General features: G+C 52.6%; 21 protein-coding genes. 19 read left to right on the top strand and 2 right to left on the bottom strand.

The genetic code is table 11. The annotated features are described in order from the left end of the window. Positions 1-97: 97 nt before the first annotated feature. The 9 genes from J4772_RS13135 (at position 98) to J4772_RS13175 (ending at position 15,844) form a co-directional block, all read left to right on the top strand. Entirely contained in the window at positions 98-3,217 is a 3,120-nt protein-coding gene (locus tag J4772_RS13135; protein WP_209075547.1) for an apiosidase-like domain-containing protein, read from the top strand. 31 nt (positions 3,218-3,248) lie between these two features. Then, positions 3,249-5,723, top strand: coding sequence for an apiosidase-like domain-containing protein (locus J4772_RS13140; RefSeq protein WP_209075548.1), 2,475 nt, complete (start codon positions 3,249-3,251; stop codon positions 5,721-5,723). 178 nt (positions 5,724-5,901) lie between these two features. After that, positions 5,902-7,617: a sensor histidine kinase gene (locus tag J4772_RS13145; RefSeq protein ID WP_209075549.1), complete on the top strand. Its 1,716-nt coding sequence runs from the start codon at positions 5,902-5,904 to the stop codon at positions 7,615-7,617. Beyond that, positions 7,614-9,161 carry a response regulator gene (locus J4772_RS13150; protein ID WP_116062528.1) on the top strand — a complete coding sequence of 516 codons (1,548 nt, stop codon included), beginning with the start codon at positions 7,614-7,616 and terminating at the stop codon, positions 9,159-9,161. Before J4772_RS13145 ends, J4772_RS13150 begins: the two co-directional genes overlap by 4 nt. Positions 9,162-9,295: 134 nt before the next feature. Continuing rightward, positions 9,296-10,654 (top strand): ABC transporter substrate-binding protein, encoded by a 1,359-nt coding sequence (locus tag J4772_RS13155; protein WP_209075550.1) that lies wholly within the window; start codon positions 9,296-9,298, stop codon positions 10,652-10,654. A gap of 67 nt (positions 10,655-10,721) precedes the next feature. Beyond that, complete coding sequence (locus J4772_RS13160; protein ID WP_209075551.1) at positions 10,722-11,603, top strand: carbohydrate ABC transporter permease; 882 nt, start codon at positions 10,722-10,724, stop codon at positions 11,601-11,603. Next, complete coding sequence (locus tag J4772_RS13165) at positions 11,603-12,445, top strand: carbohydrate ABC transporter permease (RefSeq protein ID WP_209075552.1); 843 nt, start codon at positions 11,603-11,605, stop codon at positions 12,443-12,445. The genes J4772_RS13160 and J4772_RS13165 overlap by 1 nt, the downstream gene beginning before the upstream one ends. Then, positions 12,429-15,149, top strand: a complete 2,721-nt coding sequence (locus J4772_RS13170; RefSeq protein WP_209075553.1) for a glycoside hydrolase family 78 protein — start codon at positions 12,429-12,431, stop codon at positions 15,147-15,149. The genes J4772_RS13165 and J4772_RS13170 overlap by 17 nt, the downstream gene beginning before the upstream one ends. 164 nt (positions 15,150-15,313) lie before the next feature. Further along, entirely contained in the window at positions 15,314-15,844 is a 531-nt protein-coding gene (locus tag J4772_RS13175) for a dihydrofolate reductase family protein (protein WP_209075554.1), read from the top strand. A 90-nt stretch (positions 15,845-15,934) separates the two neighbouring features. On the opposite strand, the gene J4772_RS13180 is transcribed toward J4772_RS13175, so the two are convergent. Then, complete coding sequence (locus J4772_RS13180; RefSeq protein WP_209075555.1) at positions 15,935-16,408, bottom strand: SRPBCC family protein; 474 nt, start codon at positions 16,406-16,408, stop codon at positions 15,935-15,937. A gap of 112 nt (positions 16,409-16,520) precedes the next feature. On the opposite strand from J4772_RS13180, the gene J4772_RS13185 reads away from it, so the two are divergent. The 5 genes from J4772_RS13185 (at position 16,521) to J4772_RS13205 (ending at position 19,079) form a co-directional block, all read left to right on the top strand. Continuing rightward, the gene (locus J4772_RS13185) at positions 16,521-16,934 is read left to right on the top strand and encodes a winged helix-turn-helix transcriptional regulator (protein WP_209075556.1); all 414 of its coding nucleotides are present in this window, start codon (positions 16,521-16,523) and stop codon (positions 16,932-16,934) included. Between the two features lie 330 nt (positions 16,935-17,264). Then, complete coding sequence (locus tag J4772_RS13190; protein ID WP_305827879.1) at positions 17,265-17,573, top strand: PadR family transcriptional regulator; 309 nt, start codon at positions 17,265-17,267, stop codon at positions 17,571-17,573. Then, entirely contained in the window at positions 17,570-17,917 is a 348-nt protein-coding gene (locus J4772_RS13195; protein ID WP_116062535.1) for a DUF1048 domain-containing protein, read from the top strand. Before J4772_RS13190 ends, J4772_RS13195 begins: the two co-directional genes overlap by 4 nt. A 9-nt stretch (positions 17,918-17,926) precedes the next feature. Continuing rightward, a complete protein-coding gene (locus J4772_RS13200) occupies positions 17,927-18,313 on the top strand; it encodes a DUF1048 domain-containing protein (RefSeq protein WP_209075557.1) in 387 nt (128 codons plus the stop codon). After that, positions 18,297-19,079: an ABC transporter ATP-binding protein gene (locus tag J4772_RS13205; protein WP_209075558.1), complete on the top strand. Its 783-nt coding sequence runs from the start codon at positions 18,297-18,299 to the stop codon at positions 19,077-19,079. Before J4772_RS13200 ends, J4772_RS13205 begins: the two co-directional genes overlap by 17 nt. Before the next feature lie 131 nt (positions 19,080-19,210). Here the strand turns inward: J4772_RS13205 and J4772_RS13210 are convergent, their stop codons facing one another. After that, complete coding sequence (locus J4772_RS13210; RefSeq protein ID WP_209073651.1) at positions 19,211-20,455, bottom strand: IS110 family RNA-guided transposase; 1,245 nt, start codon at positions 20,453-20,455, stop codon at positions 19,211-19,213. 407 nt (positions 20,456-20,862) lie between these two features. Between J4772_RS13210 and J4772_RS13215 the strand changes: the two genes are divergently transcribed. The 5 genes from J4772_RS13215 to J4772_RS13235 all read left to right on the top strand — a co-directional run bounded on the left by J4772_RS13215 (position 20,863) and on the right by J4772_RS13235 (position 25,808). Next, complete coding sequence (locus tag J4772_RS13215; protein WP_209075559.1) at positions 20,863-21,624, top strand: ABC transporter permease; 762 nt, start codon at positions 20,863-20,865, stop codon at positions 21,622-21,624. A 161-nt stretch (positions 21,625-21,785) separates the two neighbouring features. Next, entirely contained in the window at positions 21,786-23,279 is a 1,494-nt protein-coding gene (locus J4772_RS13220; RefSeq protein ID WP_209075560.1) for a spore germination protein, read from the top strand. Then, a complete protein-coding gene (locus tag J4772_RS13225; protein ID WP_209075561.1) occupies positions 23,276-24,433 on the top strand; it encodes a Ger(x)C family spore germination protein in 1,158 nt (385 codons plus the stop codon). Before J4772_RS13220 ends, J4772_RS13225 begins: the two co-directional genes overlap by 4 nt. 3 nt (positions 24,434-24,436) lie before the next feature. Further along, on the top strand, positions 24,437-24,724 hold the full coding sequence (locus J4772_RS13230) for a hypothetical protein (protein ID WP_116062541.1): 288 nt from the start codon (positions 24,437-24,439) through the stop codon (positions 24,722-24,724). After that, the gene (locus J4772_RS13235; RefSeq protein WP_209075562.1) at positions 24,714-25,808 is read left to right on the top strand and encodes a GerAB/ArcD/ProY family transporter; all 1,095 of its coding nucleotides are present in this window, start codon (positions 24,714-24,716) and stop codon (positions 25,806-25,808) included. The genes J4772_RS13230 and J4772_RS13235 overlap by 11 nt, the downstream gene beginning before the upstream one ends. Positions 25,809-25,859: the final 51 nt, after the last annotated feature.

A 25,859-nucleotide genomic window follows, 5' to 3' on the forward strand; every position in this document is an offset into this window, starting at 1 on the left:
TAGTTTTTTTAAAACAAACACATGTTCATAAAGCTCTTATTCCCTTAATCTATTTTTGAAAGCGCTTCATAGATCATACAGGGAGGATAAGTTAGCGATGAAAAGAAAAGCAACGCTGTTAACGGCTTCGATGGTCCTGTTTTTTTCAATGGTTGCGGGGCAGTTGATGATTTCGGTTCCGAGAGCGCACGCCGCCTATACTACCGAATCGTGGAAAGCGGTAGACATTACCTTGCACAGCTCGAAGAGCTACGCCAATCCTTATATGGACGTGGAGTTAAATGCCACGTTTGTCGGACCCGGAGGAGTAAGCCTGACCTTGCCCGGTTTTTGGGATGGCGGGAATACGTGGAAAATTCGCTTCGCGCCTACGATTGCCGGGAATTGGTCGTTTACGACCGCCTCTTCCGATCCGACGGATACGGGGCTGCACGGACAAACCGGGACTGTACAGAGTCAACCGTATTCCGGCTCCTTAAGCATCTACAAACACGGATTCTTAAAGTCGGATTCGTCCAATCGCTTCCTGACCTACAACGACGGGACCCCTTTTTATTGGCTGGCGGACACCCATTGGATGGGGCTGTCTTATCGGGAAAGATGGGATACCTCCAACGATTCGAGATGGCCTTCTCAATATAAGGGAATGGTGGACAAACGGGTTAAACAAGGCTATTCGGTCTACCAGATGAACTTTTTCGCTTTCGAACAGGGCGACGTAAGTTCAAGCGGGACTTACAATGAAGGCGGTCATGTATGGAACTACAACCGAGTCGACGCAAACGCATCGAGCTTTATTACCTCCAGCAGCCTGTACGACAGTTACGTGGCTCATCCTTCCAAAGCTCTGGACGACCGGGAAGGGACGATGTGGAAGGCCGACTCGAACGTTTATCCGCAGTGGCTATCCATCGATCTTAAAGCGAATACGGCGATTAGCTCAATCGAAACCTTATTCGGGGAAAACGACGTTTGGAATTACAAAATCGAAGGCTCCGCGGATAACGTCTCTTATACAACGATAATAGACCGCACTGCCGGAGCAGCGGGAGATTCCTTCACCGATTCCGTAACGGCGACGGCCAGGTACGTGCGGATTTCGATTATGGGAGCGGCGGGAGGAAGCGTTCCGTCCATCCGGGAATTCAAGGTACGCAGCGCGACGAACGACCTGTTGAACTGGAACGGTTTCGCTTCGGACCTAAACCCCGGCTTCTGGCAAAATAGCGATCTTCGCATTCAGTATGCCGTGGATCAGGGACTGGTCGTGGCGCTCGGCATCGATTGGGGGCGTCTTCTGGACAGCGGCAACGAAGAGGATTATAAGAGGATGGCCCGATATATCGTCGCCAGGTACGGCGCTTATCCGACGGTCTGGACGGGCGGCGGAGAATACGGCCAAGGAAGCGCGGCCAGTTGGAAAAGCGTGCTCGATTACACTTACTCGATAGACGCATACAAGAGGGCCAATACGCTTCATAACGATTTCACGAACACGATTGCGTTTCGCGACGACGACGCCTATCATTTCGATTTTCTGCAGAGTGGACACGGGGCGTTACGGGACAAGAGCTACTGGCTGGAGCATTACAATGCGACGCCGACCAAGGTCGTCATCGAAGGCGAAGCCAATTACGAGAATATTAACGGAATTCCGTCCTCTGACACGAGGGAAACGGCATGGAATGCGAATATGGCGGGCAGCGCGGGCTTCTCCTACGGCGCCGAAGGATTATGGCAGGCCACTTGGGACAGCTCCGATACCTGGCAAGTGTGGGGCGGGGATCCGACTCCTTGGAACTTGGCCATCGACAAGCCGGCCGGAGAACAGATGCGGTATATGAAGGATTTCTTCGAAGCCGCCAATTGGTGGACGCTGGAACCGAATGCTTCCGCGATTTCTTGGAGCGGCGCTCCTTCCGGAACCCAAAGCCCAGCCGTCAAAACGAATTCGGATCGCTCGACGGTCGTGGCGTACTTGCCTTCGGCTATAACGACCTACAGCGGGATTCTGAACGGATTAAACGCTGCGGACACCTATTCGGCAAAATGGTTAAATCCGCGTACCGGAAAATATACGACGATCAGTCCGGGATTCTCCCCGAACGCGTCGGGGCAATGGAGCATTCCCGTCCAACCCTCCGCGGAAGATTGGACGTTATGGGTGTCCAAGGTCACGGATGCGACGAACCCTCCCGTGATGAGCACGGGCGGAGGCACTTACGATTCGATGCTTGGCGTAGCGATGACATCGACAACTAGCGGCGCAACGATTCACTACACGACCGACGGAACGACGCCGACGACGGCAAGTCCGATCTACACAAGTCCGTTGCTCATCACGTCGCCTTCTCCGGAGACCCTTGTCCTGAAAGCCATTGCGGTAAAGAGCGGGATGGCAAGCAGTCCGCAATCGATCGAGTACTACAAGCTCTTGTCGGAGAATGCAGCTCTTAACCGTACCTACAGCAGCTCATCGCAATACGATGCCAACCAGACTGCCGCCAAAGCCTTCGACGGCGCGGCCACTAACTGGCAAGCGGCATCGGGACGTTACGCCAATGAATGGCTGCAAGTCGATTTCGGAGGCCAAACGACCTTTAACACCGCCGTTATAAGCGAATACGGGAACCGTACGACGGGATTCCGGATCGAATACTGGAACGGATCGGGGTGGGCCGCGGCCTATACCGGAACGACTATCGGCGACTACGGCTCTCCTCTGACGGTTACTTTTCCGTCCGTAACCGCGAGTAAAGCAAGGCTCTATTTTACGGGCGGCACCGGTTTCCAGCCTATTATTTACGAGCTGGAGCTCTTAAATCGAAACCACGCCAGCCATAAGCCGACATCGAGTTATGCCGGCTCATCGCAATATGATGCCGGTCAATCCGCCGATCGCGCGTTTGACGGGTCGCTGGCCACCAACTGGCAGGCAGGCCATCATTTGTTCTCGGGGCAATGGCTTTCGGTGGACTTCGGACAACCGGCAACTTTCAGCAAAGCGGTCATTACGGAGTACGGAAACCGCACGACAGGCTACCGAATCGACTATTGGAACGGCTCCGCATGGGCGACGGCCTATACGGGAACGACCATCGGCGATGCGAATACGCCAAGAACCGTTACTTTCCCCGCGGTCACGGGAAGCAAAGCCCGACTCTATTTTACTTCCGGGTCGGAGCAGCCTATCATCTACGAGCTTGCGATCTATTAAAACGAAATCGGAATAAGGGGGAAGCCGACGAATGAATAGAAGTAGAAGACGGCCGGTCCAAATCGCGGCGTGCTTGCTTGCGATCGCACTGTGGCTCGGAGCGACCGCTCCGGAGAGTTTCGCGAGCTCGTCGCCTTCGGGTCTGAAGGTCGAGCAGTGGAAGGTCGCGGAAATTAAATTGACCAGTAAAAAAAGCTATGCGGACCCGTTCAAGGACGTTGAAGTAACGGCGGTCTTCGTAGGTCCGGATCGTACGGTCATCACCCGACCCGCCTATTGGGACGGCGGGAATACATGGAAGATCCGGTTCGCGCCGACCCGACCGGGGACGTGGACCTATCGGATTACCGCTTCCGATCCGTCCAATAAAGGGCTTCACGGTCAGACCGGCAAAGTGCTCAGTCAAAAATACAAAGGCGATCTGGCGATTTACAAGCACGGATTTCTGAAGGTCGGCGACGGCGGCAAGTACTTGAGCTACGCGGACGGCACACCGTTCTTTTACTTAGGGGACACGCATTGGATCCTGCCCCATGAGCGGTTCTCGTCGTCCAACGCGCCCGGAGTCGCTTCTCAGTTCAAGTACACGGTCGATAAACGCAAGGACCAAGGATTCACCGTATACCAATCGGAGCCGATCTGGCAACCGCACGGCGGAACGCACGACGGAGCGGACGAGGAGAAAACGGCGAATTTAAACGACGGCTTTACCGCGGCCGATTTGGAGGGCTTTCGAAATCTGGACCGCAAGTTCAAATATATCGCGGACAACGGACTCGTTCATGCGAACGCGCAAGTGACCTGGGCGCTGGACCCGGCGAACAATCCGATCTATACCGAGGACTACATGTCTCGAATCGCGAAATATTGGGTGGCCCGGTACGGCGCTTACCCGGTGATCTGGACGATCGCCCAAGAGATCGACAAAAACATGTACGGAAACTACGATGAAAAGTCGATGGGCAAGTGGTATGCGGTAGGACAGAGCTTATCCGACAACGACGCTTACGGACATCCGATCCTACCGCATATGGAGAGTACCAATTCGACTCTCCCGGCGAGTTCCAGTTGGGCCGACAAACCGTATCATGACGGCTGGGCGGTTCAATGGCAGGGCAATCTCTCCGGCATGAGAGTAGCCAAGTCCTTCTGGGAGGCTTCCTCGTCCAAACCGGCGGTGTTATACGAAAGCGGCTACGATCAGTTTTGGACCGATAGCAGAGGAGCTCTAGGCGCGGCATACAAAGCGTTTCAGTACGGGATGTACGGATACGGATATGGGGCTGCGGGCGTATGGAACGATATTTATTCCAAAAAGGGGCAGCCGGGCGACTTCGGAACGGCTTCCGAAATGCCCGACCGGTACTTCTGGTGGTATGACGGCGCGAATTTGAAGACGGGGGATCAATTGACCGACTTCAAAAGGTTTTATACGTCGCTGAGCTGGTGGAAACTGATCCCCCGATTTAACGACGGAGCATGGGCTTCCTTTAACGACACTACCCGATCGTTGCTCTCGTCCGACGGTAACGAAACTTACGTCGTCTTTTTCTACAATAACGACACGGCCACCGGAACTCTGAAACAATTGGATCGGACCGCGACTTACGAGGCTTATTGGTTCGACCCGCGCACAGGACTGTACTATTCGATTCCCGAGAAGGTTCAAGCCGCTGACTCGAGCTGGTGCATTCCCGCCAAACCGAACAACGAGGATTGGGTGCTGCTGCTCGAAAAGCAAAAGAAAGGGAAGAAGAGCGTTAAGAACAAGCCGAAAGCGACCCTCGATCCGGCGATTCGGCAAGCGATCGCCGATTCCGTGCTAGCCGAACCGCGCTGCCCCGCTCAGACCGGCGAGAACGGAGAACTGCCCGCGCCGGTATCGACTTGGAAATTCGATGAGAATTCCGGGAACGCGTCGCCTGAATCATCGGGAGCAGGCGACGCCGCGCAATTGAAAAACGGAGCTAAGATCGATGCCGGGGGAGTATCGGGCAGTAGGCTTACTCTGGATGGCCTTGACGATTACGCGGTCATCGACAGCACCGCACTGAATGGCAAAGAGCAATTTACATTGTCCTTATGGATAAACTTGCAGAGGCTGCCGCAGCTCAATTATTCCTTGATCGGCAAAGAAGGAGGGGATGCGGACAATGCGTTCCGATTAACGATTTTACCAAGCGGAGCGGGTCATTTCGTCATGAGCACGTCGAAAACGAGTTGGTACAGTACGGTTGCGTCCTTCGATTGGCCTCTTCAGACAGACCGTTGGCAACAGGTTACCGTGACTTACGACGGGAAAAACGCGCGCGTATATATCGACGGAGAGGAAGAAGGGATGAGCGGAGAGATGAGCGGAGGGCTGACGACCGTAGCGAGCCCGATCCGTCTTGGGTATCAGTCGGCTTCCAATATCGAATACGCGCAAGTCCGAATGGACGAATTACGATTGTATGACCTAGCGCTGACGGGCGACCAGGTAGCCAAGCTCTACTCGCTGCGCTAAGAGTGCGAGCCCCGGCATGAAGTCGAGCCCCTTCCGGAGATCCCGGCAAGGGGCTTTTGCACTTGTCAAATAGAGAATAGAGAAAGTCATTTCCCGCATTGACTGGGGACGGGGCCTTCTGCGAGGATAGAGAAATACCGTAACTCGAAGACGCACGATGACAGGAGAGGTTCGCCGCATGAAAATCGTTCGGTTCGTTCGATCGAAATTGCATTACAAAATGATGTTGATTTATTCGCTATTAACGCTGATTCCCTTGATTATTGTAAGCGCTACCTTCTATGTGACTTCGAAAAGAATTCTCGAGAATAACGTCGATCAATCTTTCGAACGAACGATGGCCGAAACCTCGGACAAAATCGACGGGGTTTTTAAGGCGTTTGCTAGGGAAGCTTCCGGCATCGGCGACAATCGGTTCGTCAACGCGCTCCTTCGCAACGCTTCCATGCCGGATCGGTATCCGCTTGCGCCGTCCGAAAGGGACGCTCTGGAGGAAAGGGTAGAAGAAATGCTGCGGATCGAATTGGAGGACATGAGCAAGAACATCGGCGATTTCGCCGATTCGATTCACCTCTTCGACGCGGAGGGCAAACATTATTTCACGGGCTCCGACCCCGACATCCAGTATTACGAAGCGATCGTCATCATGCCGTTCGAGAAGCAAGGCGTGCCGGAATGGGCTTTTTTCGTCGATCATCACCGGTTGATCTGCAATCTGCAGCTCGTCGATCCTGAATTGGGAACGGTTCTCGGAAATTTGGTCGTTTTGCTGGATCCGATCAAAGTACCATCGCTATACGACTCTTACGATAGGGGTTCTTTTTTCATTACGAGTGCAAGCAACGTCGTGTTGTCCTCCGACCTTCGGCAGTCGATCGGAGAGCTGATTCCTTCGCCGGCGACGAGGGATACGATCGCGACGGAAACCAAATCCAAATCGACGGGATTCAAGTATGTAAGCCGGATCCCCGTGTCGGAAGCGAGCGCGGGAATTCGGAGATTGGCCGTCTTCTCCGTCGCGGTCGCGCTTGCAGCTTGGATAGCGGTCATCGTCATTACCTATTACGTGCTGCGAAAAATCACCAGCCCCTTGGCCACCCTGAGCAAGCTCATGCGTAAAGCGGAAAAGGAAAACTACCAATTAATCGAAAACTTCGGGTCCCACGACGAGATCGCGCAGCTGTGCCACAGCTTTAACCGGATGATTCTGGAAACGAAGGATTTGATTCAAAAGGTCTATAAAGCGGAGCTCGAGCAGAAGGAGGCGCAGCTGGCGGCGATCCGGACCTATTTCAATCCTCATTTTCTGCATAATACGCTTGAATACGTAAGCATTCTAGCCAAGTCCAACGATAAGATCGAACGGATCCCTTACGTCGTGAAGAGCTTATCCAGCATTATTCGATTTTCGATATCGCCGGGCAAACCGTTCGTTCCCTTGAACGTCGAGATGAATTTCGCGAAAATCTACATGCAAATCCATCAATATCGTTTCGAAGACCGATTCGAGTACGGGATCGACCTGCCTGAACACTTGAAGCAGGTCGAAGTTCCGAAGCTGATTTTGCAACCGATCATCGAGAACGCGTTCGTCCATGGAATCGATCATATTCGCGGAATAGGCCGCATTGATATTCGAGCCTACGAAAGCCAGTTTAACCTCGTCATCGAGATCGAGGACAACGGCGGCTCCGCGCAGCCTCCGGCTCGCGAATCCAAAGGAATGGGATCGGGTCTGAAGGGGATCGAATCTCGGATTCGGCTGCATTTCGGAGAGCGCTACGGAATCGAGAAACGTCAAGGTGAGCAAGGGATGATCATCCGGCTTCTCTTGCCGATCTTATTCAACGAGCCTGCGGAATTATCAACTAGAGAGGGGATCGCATCGCCATGAAGCTCTTTATCGTAGACGACGAAAAAGCCGTCAGGGATTACGTCGTTTCCCTGCCGGCCTGGGACAGACTTGGTTGCAGGATCGTCGGGCAAGCGGCAGACGGATGGGAGGCCTACGAAACGATAGCCGGAACGAAAGGAGACGCGCCAGACGTATTGATCACCGATATTCGCATGCCTTACATGGACGGCATCGAATTGACGAGACGCGTTCTTGAGGAATTTCCGGAGATGAAGGTGATCTTCCTGACCGCATACGGCGAATTTGAATATGCCAAGCAGGCCGTTAAGCTAGGCGCCGTGGACTTCATTACAAAGCCGTTCCACGAGGACGAGCTCGTGGAACGGGTGAAGTGGATCAAGGATCACCGATTGGATCGACGGAGACCCGAATGGGTTCAACAGGAAGAATGGATTCGAACGCTGTTGAACCCCGCGATGTCGGACGGGGAAAAGCCGGGTTCGCTCGGAAAGCCGGAAGCGATGAATCAAGCGGCAGTGTTCCTCTCCATCGAAATCGATAACGCGGGGATTTTGGAGGATACGGGCAACCCCTTTTCAAACCTTGCTTTACGCGAGATCATCGCCGATGTCATGTCGTTATACCCGCACCTGTACTGGTCGGCGTTGTCGCCAAGCGGCGTTTATTTAGTTCTGTTCATGCTCCCGGACGTATCGAAGGAACAATCGGCGCATGAAGCAATGGAGATTGCCCGACACCTTCTCGACGCCATCCGAGCTTCGCTGGCCTTCAGCGTTTCGATCGGCATCAGCGATCGTCTGTCCTCCGCGAGGGAGCTTCGCAAAGGACTGGACGAAGCTCGGAGTTGCTTGGATTACCGTATGCTGATCGGGCGGAATTCAATCGTCGCTTATTCCGCCATGCTGTCGATGAGGGAACAGAAGCGGGAGCAATCGGAGACGAAACGTTCCGAGCTGTCCGACCTATTGCGCAGGGGGGACGAAATCTTCGTTTCTGAATATTTAAGAACTTTGAACAGAACGTTCTTAATGGAGGGGTTAAGCAAAACGCGCATTCAGGAAGCTTGTACGGAAATAGTTGAGACGGCGGGACAAGTGCTCCATTCCTTCGGCATTCAACAGAGTCCGGAAGAGACGGTCGCCGTTCGCAAAAGCGTTCTTGCTTTTACAGTTCTTTCCGATTTGATGACTTACATGGAACAATTTCTGAAGAAAACGGCGACTCTTGTCGGTCATGCCAGGCAAAGTTCGTCCGCCCAATATATCGATTCCGCTATGAAGTTCATCGAATGCCGTTATATGGAGGACATTACGCTGCAAATGCTGGCGGACGAGCTATTCGTCAACTATTCGTATCTAAGCAGGCTCATCAAGAAAGAAACCGGTCGAAATTTCAGAGATTTGTTATGGGAGCACCGGATCGAAGTCGCCAAGGAAAAGCTGACGACGACCAACCTGAAGCATTATGAAGTCGCTTATGCTGTCGGGTTCAAGGACGCCGCCCATTTTAGCCAATTGTTCAAGAAAACGACCGGGAAAACGCCCGGAGACTATAAGGGTTAAAGAAAAATACAGAACAGTTCCTGACAAATAGACACATGTCGAATCCAGGCGAGATTCTTTAATCTTAAGACAAGGGAGACGCCATCGTCTTGTGGCGCCGAAACCCAACCTAACATCCAGGAGGTCAAATTCTAGTGAAAAGAAAAAGAAACAGAATGCTTCTTGCGTCGACCCTGGCGCTGGCCACGCTGCTCTCGGCATGCGGAGGAAACGAGGCTAACGAAGCTCAATCTTCGAAAACCCCGGATGCGCCCGCTTCCGGAACTAGCGCAACTTCGTCCGGTAATGACGACGCTTTTACGATCCGACTCGGAGCCTGGTTCATCGACGACAGGCCGTACATGCAAGAATTCAAGACTAACGTCGAGAAGGCATACGAGAAGAAATACCCGAACGCCTCCATTCAATGGGACATTACGCTGGGGGATACGTATTCGGATAAGCTGAAAGCGGAGTTGGCCTCGGATACGGCGCCGGACGTTTTTTTCCATCAAGGCAAAACCGCGGCATTCGGAGAAGTCGGTTATTTGGCGGATTTGTCCGGGGAGTCGTGGGCGACGGAGCTGAATCCGGGCGCAAAAAGCGCCTATTCGTTCAAGGACGCGGTATACGCGCTGCCTATGGGCATCGCGGCGAGCGGAATCTGGTACAACAAAAAGATCTTCGCCGACTTGGGAATCGAAGTGCCGAAAACCTGGGCGGAGATGGATGCCGCGTTTGCCAAAATACAATCGGCAGGTTTTACGCCGGTGGCGGCGGGCTTCAAGGACGTATGGACGGCGAGCATGACTTTTAATCTGTGGATGCAGCCTTACGGCAACGAGAGCAGTCCGACTTACGGCAAAGACCTTTACGAAGGCAAGAAAAAACTGGACGGTCCTGAAATTCAAGCAGTCATGACGCATCTGCAAGAGATGGTCGAGAAGGGTTACCTGAACAAGACCGCGCTGAGCATCGACTGGCCGCAATCCGCGGAGCTGTTCAGTTCGGGGAAGGCGGCTATGATCGTTCAAGGTCCGTGGATGCCGGGAACCGCGGAAGAGAATTTCCAAACGAAGGGACATACGCCGTTTGATATCGGCTACTTCCCGTTCCGCACAGACAAAGGGTATGCCAAGCTGTCCCTAGGCATCGACCAGTCGCTTTCGGTAAACGCCAAAACCAAACTTATGCAGCAAGCGAAAGATTTAGTCGGCGTCATCGCTAGTCCGGAAGTGTACGGACCGTTTAACGTAGGCAGCGGAACGGTTCCGGCTATCCAGGGGATGCAGCTCGACTATCCGAATTCCGCGCTAAACGAATATTTGAAGGTTGTCGACGAGACGGAATCCGGTATGGGGTACGAAACCTATTTGCCGGCGTCCGCGATGACGTCGCTAGTAGAGACGTTCACGAAAGTGGCTTCGGGCCTCAAGTTCGATCCGAAGGATTTGACGGAAGCCCAGAAGAAGCTGGATAAAGACAAAGGCACGGTTATCCTTCCGGCCGAGTAAAACCATCCATTCCAATTCGACCGGCCGGCTCATCGAGCGGCCGGTCGAATAGTCAGCAGGTGAGATTATGTTGAAACCGAGCGCGCGGGAGTGGTGGACCGGCTTCTGGTTCATCCTTCCGGCAACGGCTTTATTCCTAGCGTTCGTATATTATCCGTTCGCTTCAAGTTTGTACTATTCGTTTACCGAATGGGATTCCATTCGTCCGGCCAAGTTCATCGGCCTGGATAACTACGCGTTCCTGCTCGAAGATTCCAAGATGCTTCAGGCGGCGAAGAACACGCTCTGGGTCACCTTGTTCGGTATCGTCGTCCAGAACCCCTTATCCTTGTTATTGGCCATCTTGCTGAACCGGCCCTTTAGAACGAAAATTTTGCTCAGAGTCGCGTTTTATTTGCCCGTGGTCGTCAGTCTCGTGGTCACCTCGATCGTGTGGGGGCAAATCCTGCAGTATGACGGCTTGCTGAACGGCCTGCTGGAACGAATGGGGCTGCAAGCCTGGGAGCGGGATTGGCTGGGAGACACGCGCTCCGTGTTCCCGACCCTCATCGCCCTGACGCAGTGGCAGGGGCTCGGCTATTGCGCGGTCATTTACTTGGCCGGATTGCAGGCCATTCCCCAAGATTTGTACGAAGCCGCAAAGATGGACGGCGCTAAGGCGGTCAACCGGTTCGTGCACGTGACGCTTCCGATGCTCATGCCCGCGACGACGATCGTTGTATTTCTGACCATCGTAGGCGGCCTGAAGATGTTCGATATTCCTTATGTCCTGACCGGAGGCGGCCCCGGCTCGTCGTCCTATACGCTCACGCTTGCGATCTACAACGCCGCATTCCGGGAAAACACATACGGCTATGCCATCGCGGGCGGAATCGTACTGATGATCTTCATTATGGCGGTTACGCTGCTTCAATTGAGGATCATGCGGCGCAAGGAGGTGGAGATGTAATGGGCAAGCTCTTAGCTAAGCGGAAGGATCCCGGGAGCGCGGCGCTGGAGATCGGAATGCTGCTGACCGCGTTGCTGTTCTTATATCCGATTTTTTATCTTATATTGACCAGCTTTAAATCTCCGGATCAATTGTATCAGCCCTTGAGCCTACCCGATTCTTTGTACTGGGGCCATTACAAGAAAGCCATTGCGAAAGTCGACGTTCCGCTCGGTTTCTTTAATACGTTCGCGATAAGCGTCGGTTCGATCGGGCTCATGGTCGTCGTCTCTTCCATGGCGGGTTACGTCATTGCGCGTATTCCGCGCAAGTTCTTTCAATTTCTCTTTTACTTCTTCATCTCGGGTATGGTCATTCCGCTGCAGACGGGAATGATCCCCTTGTTTAAGATGGGAGTTGCCTTGCATTTGATCGATACACGCACCTTCATGATTCTATTGTACGCGGCGGGCGCGCTCCCGATGGCGACCTTCATGTACGCGGGGTTCACGAAGTCCGTTCCGAAGGAAATCGAAGAATCGGCCGCCATCGACGGATACGGAAAATATCGCGCGTTCTGGCTGATTATTTTTCCGCTCCTGCTTCCGGCGACGGGGACGCTTATTATGTTGAACATCTACGGAATCTGGAACGATCTTTTCGGTCCGCTGCTTTTTTTGAAGGATCCCGCTAAAATGACGTTGATGGCGCAAGTCGTGCAATTCAAAGCGAATAACCAATCGATCGATTACGGTCCGATTTTCGCGCTGTGCGTCATGGCGACCTTGCCGCTGATCGTTCTGTTTTTCTTCACCCAGAAATATATGATGAAAGGACTCGTCGCCGGTGCGATTAAAGGTTGATCAGAGCAAGACAGAGGAAACCCGCAGGTCCGAAGCGACCGAATTCGGCGTTGCCGATCTTCGCGTCGAATATAGGCTTAATCCGCTCGGCATCGGCGCGCGCTTTCCCCGATTCAGTTGGAAGCTTTACGGAACGGGCAGAGGAATCCGGCAAGCCGGATACCGGTTCCAAGTGTCCGAGGGCGATCCGCACTTCCGAAGTTTGATCTGGGATTCCGGGGAAGTGGACTCGGATCGGTCCGTCCACGTCGGGTACGAAGGAGAGGCGCTTAAATCCCGTCAAGTCTACTACTGCCGAGTGCGAGCCAGGGATATCAAAGGCCGGGAAAGCGACTGGCAGAACGCCAGCTTCGAGACGGGAATATTGGATTTTCGAGAGTGGATCGCGCAATGGATTACATTCGACCCGGTGCGGCGGAATCTCCCGGCTGAAGCTTTGCCTCTATTTCGCAAAGCTTTCGAAGCGAAATCCCCGATTCGATCCGCGCGAATCTACGCGACCGCGCTCGGAGTATACGAATTGGAGCTTAATGGCCGCCGCTTGAAGGACCAGTTGTTCGCGCCGGGATGGACTAGCTACCTTCACAGACTCCAAACGCAAACCTACGACGTGACGGAGCAGATCCGGCTTGGCGGCAACGCAATCGGAATCACCGTCGCGGACGGGTGGTACAAAGGCAGGATCGGCGGGCATCCCCGCGATTTTTATGGGGATCGCCGAGCCGCCCTGCTTGAATTGCATCTCGTCTACGAGGACGGCAGCGAACAGTCCGTCGCGACGGACGGCACTTGGCGGGCGGAGACCGGTCCGATCGTCATGGCTTCCCTCTACGACGGAGAGACATACGACGCTAGACTCGAGAAAGACGAGTGGAGCCTGCCGGAGTACGACGATCGGAATTGGCTGCCCGTCGATACGATGAAACGCGGCAAACAAATGCTCATCTCGCAGGAAAACGTACCGACGGTAATCGTGCGAGAGCTTAAACCGGAACGGGTCTTGCGATCCCCGACCGGAGAAACGATATTGGATTTCGGCCAAAATCTGACGGGATGGGTTTCATATTCGGTGACGGGGGAAGCGGGAACGCTTGTCGAACTGACCCATGCCGAAGAATTGGATGCGTTCGGGAACCTGTATGTCGACAATCTGCGTTCCGCGAAGCAGAAGACAAGCTATATTTGCAGAGGAACGGGGAACGAACGATATGAACCGCGTTTCTCGTTTCAAGGCTTTCGTTATGTGAAGGTGAGCGGGTATCCTGGAGACTTGCTTCCCGAATCGTTTACTGCGCACGTCGTCAGCTCGGACTTGGAAGAGACAGGGACGTTCGAATGTTCGGATCCTCTGGTCAACCGTTTGCAAAGCAACATCGTGTGGGGGCAACGAGGAAACTTCCTCGACGTGCCGACGGATTGCCCCCAGCGCGACGAAAGATTAGGCTACACGGGCGACGCGCAGGTTTTCGTTCGGACGGCCGCCCACAATATGAATGTTGCCGTTTTCTTCGCCAAGTGGCTTAGAGACTTGAAGGCGGACCAACTGCCGAACGGTGGTGTGCCTCATACGATTCCGGATACGCTTCCGGGATGGGAAATGCATTCCGCCTCGGGATGGGGGGATGCGGCGGTCATCTGTCCGTGGACGATCTACTCTTGTTATGGAGATTCGCGCGTGCTGGAAGAACAATACGACAGCATGAAAGCATGGGTCGAATTCCTGCGCGAATCGGGAGAGCAGGAGTTTCTTCGGAACGAAGGTTTCCAGTACGGAGATTGGCTGGCGCTGGACGCACCCGCAGGAAGCTACGCGGGCGCGACTCCGAAAGATTTGATTGCGACCGCTTTTTACGCCTATTCCGTGAGCTTGCTCGCCAAATCCGCGCGCGCGTTAGGGAAGGAAGGGGACGTCGCCCTATACGAAGAACTGTTCGCGAACGTTCGCGACAGTTTCAATCGAGAGTTCGTTACGCCTACGGGAAGGCTGGCGTCTCCGACCCAAACGGCGCACGTGTTGGCGCTTAGATTCGGATTGGTTGAAGGCCCGATCCGCAAACAAGTGGAGAAAAGCTTCATTCGGCTCCTCGAGGAATCGGATTTTAAGCTGACGACCGGATTTCTGGGAACCCCCTATATCTGCCCGACGCTTTCGGATATCGGCAGAAGCGAGTTGGCGTATCGGCTGGCATTGTCGCGTCGTTTTCCGTCATGGCTCTATTCCGTCGAACAAGGGGCGACAACGATCTGGGAGCATTGGGACGGTCGGAAGGAAGACGGTTCTTTCTGGAGCGCGGACATGAATTCCTTTAATCATTACGCTTTCGGGGCGATCGGAGAGTGGTTCTATCGCTACGTAGCGGGAATAGACACGGATGAAGCCGCGCCAGGCTTCAAGCATATTCAGATCAAGCCGCTTCCAAGTCCTAGTCTTACCTATGCCAAAGCGACCTACCAATCGATGTACGGAGAGATCGTGTCCGGTTGGAGGCTGGAGAACGGAGAGATGAGCATGGAAGTCGCAATTCCCCCGAATACGACGGCTACGCTCGTCTTGCCGAACGCGCTGCAAGATCGGGTGACGGAGAAAGGCATAAGGCTGGGCGAGGCGGAAGGAGTTCGGATCGTCGCGCTCCACGAAAACCGCGTGACGTTAGATTTGGAATCGGGAACCTACCAATTTCGATATCAATGGCGTACCTGTTAGCGAGAATCGATAACACAGATGATAACAGGCTGGTGACAATATCGGCAGACTCTTCCACTTACGAGCAGGATACATTGGCTTTACCTCGAATATACAGTGATAGAGAATTTGTACGATATCATCGAGGGAACGGTTGATAAAAACCAAGGAGGAGAGTCAGTCGCATGGCAAAGTTCGTTTACTCATTGAACCAGTCTCTGGACGGTTTCGTCGACCACATGGCATTTCGGCCCGACCCCGTGCTATTTCGTCATTTCATTGACGACGTGCGCGGGCAAGCGGGAATCCTCTACGGGCGCCGCATGTACGAGATCATGCGGTATTGGGACGAAGAACAATCTGAGTGGGATGCACCGGAACGGGAATACGCAGCGGCGTGGCAAAGCAAACCGAAGTGGGTTGTGTCGAGAACTTTAAAGTCCGTCGGTCCAAACGCATCTCTGATCGAGGGCGAACTTGAAGCGGCCATAAGTGAGTTGAAGGCTCAGCATGAAGGAGTGATTGAAGTTGCCGGGCCGGAGTTGGCGCACGGTCTAACGGAGCTCAATCTCGTTGATGAATATCGACTCTATCTCCATCCGGTCGTGCTGGGACACGGAAAGCCGTTCTTCGCCGGTCCGCGGCCGCCGCTGCGCCTCGTGGCAAGCGATCGAATTGGCGAGCAGGTGATCAGATTGACCTACGTTCCAGATTAGTTGTGCGGTTGACCCGGCGGCCTAATAGGGCGCGTTACCTTAATAGGGATTCTCCGGCTGTAGCGACAGTCAGAGGATCCCTTATTAAAGTTAAGAATTCTTTATGCCGTGTTTGTTTGCAATTTGCTCGCTTTGGTTGGGCTGGCCCTTGCCCTTGGCGATCAAGTCGCGAAGACTGCCGTTTATGTAGATGCCCCAGGAATCCGTACATACGGCATAGCACTCATATGTTGGAACGAGGCCAAGGTGTGTAAATCGAACTTCTGTTTTTCCGTCTTTCTTGGCGATTTCAAAAACAAGGTCGGTATCCGTCCACTCGTTCTTGTCCTTTACGAAGTTAAAGTAGTTGTCAGTAACGTGCCAAACCACCTTGTTACCTGGAACAAGATCGGTGATTTGGATGGTACAACGGTGAATATCCTGATAGTGGTACTTAAATTCACCGAGTTCGTCAGTAGTGCCCTCAATTTCCTCAGACCACCATCCGCGGACGTTATTAATGGCGGCGAAGACTTCTTCGGGGCTTTGGTCTACCGTAAAAAAAGTGCTGTAACTTTGATCCATGCAAATGATCTCTCCTCGTTAATTGTAGACTACACACCGAGTATAAATTTTGTACTTGCAAATTGCAAGTATAAAATTGCAAAATGCAAGTACGGATTGTATAATCATTCTCATGAAAAAGCGACCTTCATCCGTTTGTCCAATCGTATATGCGCTCGACCTATGGGGTGATCCCTGGAGCCTAGTCATACTTCGTGACGTCCTTATCCATAACAAAAGGTATTACCGCGAGTTTCTTGCTTCACGCGAGCGCATCTCAACTAATATTTTGAGCGCACGTCTCCAATCACTGGTCGAAGGAGGCCTGCTCGTCAAGATAGAAGGAGATTCAAATCGCGCACAAACTATGTACCGCCCCACACAAAAGGCGCTTGACCTGTTTCCGGTCGTTTTTGCCATTATGCACTGGGGCCTGAAATACAACCCCAATACCGATATGACGATTCCGATCATGCAAGAACTAAAAACAAACGAGAAAGGGCTGGAGCAGCGTCTTTTGCAAAATTTCAACGATATTACAGATTAAGAGGGGCATATGGGGAGATCTGATTGGGTTCCAGTACCTTAGTGTCTTTTATTTATGATAACGAAGAGCTTCGTCACGATCGAGAAGAATGACTGAAAATGTGGAATTGAGGGAACACAAGGAGCAGTTTGCCAGTGGCAGCTGCTTCTTTTTTTATTGGACGGTCAGCGCAACTATATCTTTACTGGTCAAATCAAAAATCGTGTCTGAACCTTTTTGTCGCTATTGACAATTCGGCTACTGCGTGATACTTTGTAGTGGTAGTAAGTAGTACTGCATACCAGTCCTGCGGAGTAGCGAGGAGTGATTGTACTGGAAAACTTAACTGAAATGCTCAAAGGCGTGCTTGAGGGCTGCGTTCTCGAAATAATAAGACGGGAAGAAACTTACGGCTACGAAATCACGCGGCGGCTGAACACTCTCGGATTCGCCGATGTTGTGGAGGGAACGGTGTACACCATCCTGATCCGGCTTGAAAAAAACAAGTTGGTAGAGATCACAAAGAAGCCCTCCGACCTGGGACCGCCGCGAAAGTTTTTCGCGATCAACGACGCGGGTCGGGAGGAGCTGCGGAAGTTCTGGGAAAAATGGGAGTTCGTGTCCTCAAAGATGAACGAGTTAAAGGAGAGAAGAGAATGAATTTTTGGGAAAAAATCACTGGCAGCGACATGACGAAGGCAATGAAAGCTTTTGAATCGCGAGCCCAAAAGCTGCCGGCTGAATATCAAGCCGCATGGGCAGAGATCCATCTTAATATTTGGAAATACTCGGATTTCACTGGACGCAACCTCATGCCGATTCTTGACGGCGTGCTTGGCCTGCTCGAAGAAACGGCAGCGGACGGCCAGAGTGTCCAAGAGGTTTTGGGCGACGATATCAAAGGCTTCTGTTCAGCGTTGGCCGGCGAAGAAGGAGCAAAATCACACCGCGACAAGTGGCGCGAGCAACTTAACAATAATATCGCCAAAAAATTAGGTAAATAGGAGGATAAAATGAAAATACAAGATATCATCCAAGGCAAAAAAGAATGGCGAGCGCACATGGCACGCGTCAAGGCGCTCCCGCGAGATTATCAGATTGTTTATAAAGAGATTCAAAAATATTATTTTAAGGTCGGCCCCGTTGCTCTAACCGACGGTACAGGTTTGCTATCGGGAATTATTGATCTTTTTGAAGAGGGAGCGGCCTCGGGGAAAGAGGTGCTCGATGTGACGGGCAGCGACGTAGCGGCTTTCTGCGACGATCTAATTAAAGATTCCAAGACTTATGCGGATATGTATCAAGAATCCGTTGACCAAGAAGTTAACAAGGCCCTGAAAAAAGTTGCGGGCAAATCAAAATCAAAGAAAGAGGAGGATGGCGATGGAGAACGTAATTGAAGCGAAAGGTTTGCGAAAATCTTTCAAGAACACGGAGGTTCTAAAGGGCGTCGATTTTGAAGTGAAGCGAGGGGAGATTTTCGCCCTGCTTGGCTCGAACGGAGCAGGTAAGACGACGATTGTCAGGATTCTTTCCACACTGCTCAAAAAGGATGGGGGAACCGTCACCGTAAACGGGTTTGACGTCGCGTCAAAACCCGAGAATGTACGACATGCGATCAGTTTGACCGGGCAATTTGCCGCCGTGGACGAAATATTGACCGGAAGAGAAAATATGATCATGATTGCAAAACTGCGGCATCTCAAAAATCCGCGTCAGATCGCGGATGATTTACTGAATCGCTTCCGCTTGACCGATGCCGCCGACCGCAAGGTGTCCACTTATTCGGGCGGTATGCGCCGCAGGCTCGACATTGCCATGAGCCTGATCGGAAACCCGCAGCTCATTTTCCTTGACGAGCCGACCACAGGGCTTGATCCTGAGGCACGTATGGAAGCCTGGAAGATTGTCAAGGAGCTTGCCGACTGCGGCACAACGGTATTCCTAACCACGCAGTATTTGGAAGAAGCCGAACAGCTTGCAGACCGTATTGCCATTTTGCACGAGGGCAGGATTATCGCAGCCGGCTCGCTCGCGGAGCTGAAAAAGCTGTTTCCGCAAGCGAAGGTGGAGTATGTTGAGAAACAGCCGACATTGGAGGATATATTCCTCGCTATTATCGGCAAGAAGTCCAGCGGTATGATGTCAAGCGCTAACCTCGAATGAATTGGAAATTTTTTTGGCTGTAAGTTAGATCAGTCATGAAAAATGGGCACATCAAACTAAACCCAGCCGAAAATCAAGTGAATAACCAGATTTTTACTGGGAATCCGTAATGGACTTTGGCAAAGGAGGCGTCAATCCTTCGCAGTCGTCACCTTCCTTCGAGGCGTATAGAGTTGGCCGTTGCGTAGCAGCACATCGACCAGACGCACAAGTTTTCTTGCCGTTAAGACGAGGGCGCGTTTGTGTTGATGCTTGGGTACTTCCTTGTATTTCTTCCGGTAATACTCGCCGAATTCTTCATCGCGGTTTTTCACCGAGTTGGCAGCTTCAACCAGGTAATAGCGAAGGAATCGGTTGCCGGAACGAATGCGTTTAGTATCCTCGGCCTCAAAGGGGCCGGACTGATGCCTGCGCCATGTGAGCCCAGCGTACTTGGCGACAGCGGCTTGATCGCTAAAGCGCCAGATGTCGCCAAGCTCGGCGAGAATGCCGGCGGCGTAGACCTTGCCGATGCCGGGGACGGATTGCAGGCACTGGGCGCCCGGCATGCCTTCCAGAATCCGCGAGATGGCCTTGTCCAAATCCTTGAGCTGAGCCTGAATGCTTCGGATGGTCTGAATGGATGTGCCAAGCACAAGGTCGATGGAATCCTCGACGACTTTGGAGAGCCGGTAAGAAGCTCTGGCGGCTTTCTGAATGCAGCGAGCGACGTTCTCTGCGTCAGGGAAGCGATTGCGTCCCTTGTCTCTGAGATAGTCAGCCAAGCTCGCGACATCCATGGTCGCAATGTCGTCCAGGCTGTATTGGTCCGAGAGCATCTCCAGGATGGCATGTCCGAATACGGAGCTCTCGACTTCGGACGTAAAGGCGTTGCACTTGTAGAACAGGTTCTGCAGGAAGTACTGCTTCTCGCGCGTCAGGCTGTGGACCATATGAAACCGCATGCGGGTAAGCCGCTGCAAGGCAACGTACTGCTCTTGCATGACGATGGTCGTCGTCAATCTGCCGAAGCGCAAACGGTCCGCAATGACCCAAGCATCGAGACGGTCGGTCTTGTCAAGATCCGGATACGCTTCTCTGAACTTGCTGACGAGCTTCGGGTTGATGGTGAACACTTTGGCCTTGCGTTCCTTGAGTGCCGCATCCTCATGCATATACATCGCAGGATGCCAGCTGTAGACCGAGGTAGCCTCAAGCCCGATATGGATTTCGGAAGCGGACAGCTTGTCCGCTACAGCAACAATGCGGTCGCGTAGGTGAGAAGCGCCATGCAAATCGTTCTTCACGGTAAGCGTCTCAACCTTGTCGCCATCCGAATTCATGAAACACGCTTCCAGTTCTTGCGAACTGACGTCAATACCGACAAATAGTTTCAAGTGGAGATCCTCCTTTCTCTAGGGATTCAGGGAATGGACGCTCCGGGATGCCTCCGGTGCACTCGCAGATCAATCACCCTCGCATATGAGGACACACTTCGGGCCATGAGCTGCCCCAGCGCTGCTATTGCTGGGCATGGTTTGCCGAAGGGAACAGCCAGCGGGTAAGAAGCTCAGACGAGTACCGGAGAAACAGACTTTAGATGTAGACGATGCTACAGGAGGCAGAAGAATTTCCCCGAATGGACCCTAAAATCCATTGTCCAGAGGCATGCCGGAAAGTCCAGTCCCAAATTTAATTTTCAAAGAGCAAGCTGGAAATTCTGAAGGCGGCCTTCATCCCCCTCGGGGGATGGAAATTGGCTTATAACTGCCTTCAAAAAATACTATACGAGGAGGCCATGTAAATGGAAACTCACTTTTTCAGCGATATGGGCGTTATGCTTGGACGTTCTATGCGCCATATTTTACGAAGCATGGACACTATTTTCACGGTTTGTATCACTCCGATTGCAATGATGCTGATGTTCGTCTACGTGTTTGGGGGCGCAATCCAAACCGGTACCGATAACTATGTGAACTATTTGTTGCCCGGCATCCTGTTAATTGCGATTGCAAGCGGCATATCTTATACGGCTTACCGACTGTTTCTGGATAAGCAACGGGGCATTATCGAGCGATTCCACACTATGCCGATTGCCCGTTCCTCCGTGTTGTGGGGGCACGTGCTGACCTCTGTCGTATCCAATATCATTTCTGTTGCGGTAATCTTTCTCGTAGCGCTCGTTATGGGCTTTAATTCATCGGCGGATGTCCTGTCTTGGCTTGCCGTAGCCGGCATTCTCGTGCTGTTTACGCTGGCTTTGACCTGGGTCGCGGCGATTGCCGGATTGTCCGCGAAAACGGTGGAAGGGGCTAGCGCGTTTTCCTATCCGCTTATCTTCCTGCCGTTTATCAGTTCGGCTTTTGTACCGACCGAAACGATGCCATCTGCCGTACGCGTCTTTGCCGAAAACCAGCCGGTAACATCTATCGTAGAAACCATCCGCTCTCTACTGTCAAGTCAACCGATAGGCAATGAGATCTGGGTTGCTCTTGCGTGGTGCGTAGGTATAATGATTGTCGCCTATCTATTTGCGGTACGTGCGTACAATCGGAAAGCACCTTAATCTTAATGTTCGAAGGCTGGGAAAATAAAATAATCAGGGAGCAGACTATCTCGGGTGTCTGTTCCTTTTTTATTCCCACGAGCTGCGGCAAAAGCAGGCATCGAATAATTAGCTCGGGGTCTGGAATACTATGGGAACTTGGGTGGAAAGGAATGCTTGCTATGCCTAATGTTCCTGACGCGTATGAGCCCATATCACCGAGCTTGACGGAATCCCGTGCCCGCATCGAAGCGATCTTCTCGGATTGCCACGATCTCACGATCAAGGAATGGAGCTATGGGCAGGATCTGGAATATGCTTCCGTCGGTATTTTGCTCGATACCTTGTCGCAAAATTATCGAATCACCTACATGAGCGCATTGATTCAAGATCTATCGCCTTTGCTTGGCGCGCTGGATAAGACGCTGACTCCGGACAAGCTGTCCCATTATTGGGAAGCACAAGGGGTGTCCACCCATTCCGCTCACCTGCTTGACTCCATTGAGCAAGTCACACAGAGTCTCACGGACGGCAACGTCGTCTTTTTGTTGGACGGCTGGGATCGGGCGATTGGCTGCGAGATGCCGGGAGTACAGACGAGAAGCGTCTCCGAGCCAACGATGGAGCCGGTCGTCTTCGGTCCGCACAACAGTACGATCGAGGATCTAAAGACGAACATCGGCCTGCTCCGGGCGCTGATCAAGACGCCTAAGCTGAAGTTCAAGTTGTTGCATGCCGGCGAGTACACCCGCCGAGATATTGTATACGGGTACTTGAGCGATAGGGTGGATCCGGAGGATCTAAAGCTGTTCGAGCAGCGGCTAAGCGGTCTTGAGGATAAAGAGATTCTCGATACGACTTACCTTGAAGAATGGGTAGAGGAATCGGTATTTACCCCTTTCCCTCAAGTCAGGTATACGGAACGGCCGGACGTGGCGACCTCCGCGCTATTGACGGGAAAGATCGTCGTGCTGGTCCAAGGCTCGCCTACTGTGATGATCTGTCCGGGGCTATTCATCGATTTCTTCTCCACAAGTGAGGACTATTATCAGAGAACCGTTTTTTCGACCCTTATTCGCTGGCTTCGTGTGATCGCCTTCATCATGGCGACTACGCTGCCCAGTCTTTATGTCGCGCTATCCACGTTTCACACCGAGCTGATCCCTACGGTACTGCTCTTGGCCATTCTCGACACGCGGGAGAAAATCCCGTTTCCCGCGTTCGTCGAAGCGCTTTTGATGGAGTTTTTTTTCGAGCTGCTCCGGGAGGCCGGGATCCGCTTGCCTCGTCCGATCGGCTCCGCCGTCAGTATCGTCGGTGCTCTCGTTATTGGACAAGCGGCGATCCAGGCGAAGATCGCTTCGCCGATCATGGTCATCGTCGTTGCGTTAACCGGGATCGCGTCTTTCGCGATGCCTCAGTACAATTTGGCGATCGCCTTGCGCGTCCTTCGATTTCCGCTCATGATCTTGGCTGCTACGTTAGGTGGATTCGGTCTGATGATCGGCTATTTCCTAATTATGCTTCATCTGACCAAGCTAAAGTCGCTGTCCCAATACTACTTAACCGGATTCGCGCCGTTGGATTGGAGCCGAATGCTGAGCAGTATGATCTTCCGTCAACCGATCCGTTCCATGCTTAAAAGGCCCCGACACGGCTCCGGAGGCAGCCGATGATGCGGTCTCCATTCGCAGTATTGGCCTTTCTAGCACTTGTTCTCCTGACCGGCTGCTGGAATAAGTACGAACTGACGGAATGGGCATTCGTACAGGCCGTCGCCGTCGACCTTACAGAGGATGATCGTATCCGGCTGACAACCCAATTTTACAAGCCTGGCGGCGGCCTGGAGGGCGCACCTAAAGCGTCGGAAAGTTTCAATATCCACACCGAGGGAGAAAACATGTCGGAAGCGATCTCCAACATCGCCAATGAAGTTGGCCGCGTCGCCCAGTGGGGACACATTCGCATTGTGCTGGTCAGCGAACAAATAGCTAAGAATCAGAACTTAAAAGGCATATTGGATTATTTCCTCCGGGATCACGAACCTCGGGAAACTGCGCAGTTCGCGATTACGAAGGGGCTAGCCAGCGACTATTTGACGCGCAAGCCCTACATAGAGAGCACGATCAGCCAACAACTGCGGGAAATTAGCCAATCTTCCAAACGGTTCACGGGGATGTCGAAAAAGATGAACTTGCTCCAGGTCGCAATTGCCCTGAAGAGTCAGACCGGGATCGCTGTCCTGCCGTACATGGCCTCGTCGGGCGGGAAGAAGGATCCTGCGGTGATGAATGGGGTGGCCATCTTCCGCGACTACTCCATCGTCCAGCCGGGAATTCCGGCCGGGAAAGCGGAATACTTGCTCATGCTGCGAAATGAGTATGAACGAGGGGTCGTGACCTATCCATGCGAGGAAAATTCCAAGTCCAAAAAAGACACCTTCGAACATGTGATGGTATCCAGCACCACAAAGGTCGAACCCAAAGGCGAATCCGTAGCGGTCCGAATCCATCTTTTATTGGTAGGCGGCTATGGGGAGCTGCGATGCTCAAAGATCCGTAAGGCGAGCGACGAAGATCGTATCAAACAAAAAATCGCCGAGTACGTCGAGCAGGAGCTACAGAAGGAAATCAGCGCAATGCAGGCCCGTCAGCTTGATCTTCTGAATATCGGCGATGCCTTGTATCGCCGCCATCCCGCCCTATGGCTGAAGTGGAAGAGTAGTTGGGGGAGACGGCTGTCTCAAGCGACCTTCCAGGTCAAAGTGGAGATTCAAATGACCAATACGGGACTTACGAAGCCAATGCCCTACGGCGATCAGGAGGAGTAGTCGATGACCCTGAAACTGATATGTTGTTTGATCGCGCTTGCCTCAGTCTTGATCCCCGATTGGAAAAGGATAAGCAAAATCTCCTGGCAAGTCCGATTCTGCTACTTCGCGATGATTTTGTATTTCCTTTACTGCGCCGGCGGCTACATTCTGAATCGACCGTTTCCAAATATTCAGGACGCGGTCAATCAGGTCTTTGCCAAGCCTGCAAAAGCAGTCGATACTTCGCTGAAAGTCTCGCCGCAAACAGAGGCTTCCGACAAAAGGGCGGCGAGCTCCGATGAAGACTGACAACATGATCTCTCCCGTACAAATGGCTGTACTGCTCCTCGTTTATATGACCGGATCTACCATACTATTCGTTCCTTCCACTTTGCTCGCGCAGTCCGGCAACGCATTTTGGTTGTCGATGCTCGTATCTGGCCTATTCGGATGCCTTCCCCTCGGATGCATGCTTTATCTGAACCGACGGTTTCCAGGAGAAACCTTGATTGAAGGCGGGATTCGGACGGTCGGCTATCCGGTTACCCTGATATTGATGGTGCCTTACATCGTCTTTATGATATTGCTGCAAGCCTACATTTACTTTTCGATCGGTGCGTTTTTCACGACTACGATGATGCGCGATACTCCCGTGTTCATCTTCAATGGCCTTATGGCCATGATCTCCGCATTGACGGTGAGGGCGGGGGCGCTGGTCATGGCGCGCATGTTCATGCTGCTCAGCTTTCTTCTGGTCGGCGTCATTGTATTAGTCCTGGTGTTCAATGTGGAAAGCTACCATCTCAACTACCTGCTTCCCGTCCTGCCAATGGGCATCAAGCCTGTATTCCATAGCGCGTATCTTACGAGCGGCTTTATCTATGGAGACTTCCTGGTCTTCGCCTTTGTATTTGCCTACTTGCGTCCCAAAGAAGGGAAGACCGCAACCAAACCGATTTTCCTGGGCTACTTGATCAATTGGCTGTTGGTTTCATTCACCTCCTTGTGCTGCATCTTGGCGCTTGGCCCTTTAACGAACGAATACCAGTATCCGCTATTCAACATTTCTAGGCTCATAAGCATCCAGGAGATCATCGAAAGGCTGGAATCCATCATCGGCATGTCGATGATGGCCGGCTCCTATATGAAAGCAACGATCACGCTGTTCGCCCTCAATACTGCGATTACGCGACTCTTAAAGCAAAAGGACGACGGCCAGCTCGTGTATCCCCTCGCCTTGCTAGGACTGGTCCTGTCACTGATTGTCGTGAGGAACGAGGCTGACTTCGGGGACGTGCTGTTGACATGGCCGATGCTGACGTTCACAGTGAGTCTGACCCTCTATATCTTCACGTTGATCGCTCTCATCAGTAAACGGCACTCCAAAAACTAATTTTGAAGCCGTGTAAGAAGCGACAAAATAATTAAATTTACACGATAGATT

Origin of the sequence: Cohnella sp. LGH (genome assembly GCF_017671885.1) — a bacterium.
GTDB lineage: Bacteria > Bacillota > Bacilli > Paenibacillales > Paenibacillaceae > Cohnella > Cohnella phaseoli.

Excerpts from the sequence above, each read along its gene's own strand:
- J4772_RS13160 (WP_209075551.1), top strand. The coding sequence starts at position 10,722 with ATGTTGAAACCGAGCGCGCGGGAGTGGTGGACCGGCTTCTGGTTCATC.
- J4772_RS13225 (WP_209075561.1), top strand. The coding sequence starts at position 23,276 with ATGATGCGGTCTCCATTCGCAGTATTGGCCTTTCTAGCACTTGTTCTC.
- J4772_RS13230 (WP_116062541.1), top strand. The coding sequence starts at position 24,437 with ATGACCCTGAAACTGATATGTTGTTTGATCGCGCTTGCCTCAGTCTTG.
- J4772_RS13205 (WP_209075558.1), top strand. The coding sequence starts at position 18,297 with ATGGAGAACGTAATTGAAGCGAAAGGTTTGCGAAAATCTTTCAAGAAC.
- J4772_RS13135 (WP_209075547.1), top strand. The coding sequence starts at position 98 with ATGAAAAGAAAAGCAACGCTGTTAACGGCTTCGATGGTCCTGTTTTTT.
- J4772_RS13140 (WP_209075548.1), top strand. The coding sequence starts at position 3,249 with ATGAATAGAAGTAGAAGACGGCCGGTCCAAATCGCGGCGTGCTTGCTT.
- J4772_RS13180 (WP_209075555.1), bottom strand. The coding sequence starts at position 16,408 with ATGGATCAAAGTTACAGCACTTTTTTTACGGTAGACCAAAGCCCCGAA.
- J4772_RS13220 (WP_209075560.1), top strand. The coding sequence starts at position 21,786 with ATGCCTAATGTTCCTGACGCGTATGAGCCCATATCACCGAGCTTGACG.
- J4772_RS13235 (WP_209075562.1), top strand. The coding sequence starts at position 24,714 with ATGAAGACTGACAACATGATCTCTCCCGTACAAATGGCTGTACTGCTC.
- J4772_RS13185 (WP_209075556.1), top strand. The coding sequence starts at position 16,521 with ATGAAAAAGCGACCTTCATCCGTTTGTCCAATCGTATATGCGCTCGAC.
- J4772_RS13195 (WP_116062535.1), top strand. The coding sequence starts at position 17,570 with ATGAATTTTTGGGAAAAAATCACTGGCAGCGACATGACGAAGGCAATG.
- J4772_RS13145 (WP_209075549.1), top strand. The coding sequence starts at position 5,902 with ATGAAAATCGTTCGGTTCGTTCGATCGAAATTGCATTACAAAATGATG.
- J4772_RS13200 (WP_209075557.1), top strand. The coding sequence starts at position 17,927 with ATGAAAATACAAGATATCATCCAAGGCAAAAAAGAATGGCGAGCGCAC.
- J4772_RS13175 (WP_209075554.1), top strand. The coding sequence starts at position 15,314 with ATGGCAAAGTTCGTTTACTCATTGAACCAGTCTCTGGACGGTTTCGTC.
- J4772_RS13165 (WP_209075552.1), top strand. The coding sequence starts at position 11,603 with ATGGGCAAGCTCTTAGCTAAGCGGAAGGATCCCGGGAGCGCGGCGCTG.
- J4772_RS13215 (WP_209075559.1), top strand. The coding sequence starts at position 20,863 with ATGGAAACTCACTTTTTCAGCGATATGGGCGTTATGCTTGGACGTTCT.
- J4772_RS13150 (WP_116062528.1), top strand. The coding sequence starts at position 7,614 with ATGAAGCTCTTTATCGTAGACGACGAAAAAGCCGTCAGGGATTACGTC.
- J4772_RS13190 (WP_305827879.1), top strand. The coding sequence starts at position 17,265 with ATGCTCAAAGGCGTGCTTGAGGGCTGCGTTCTCGAAATAATAAGACGG.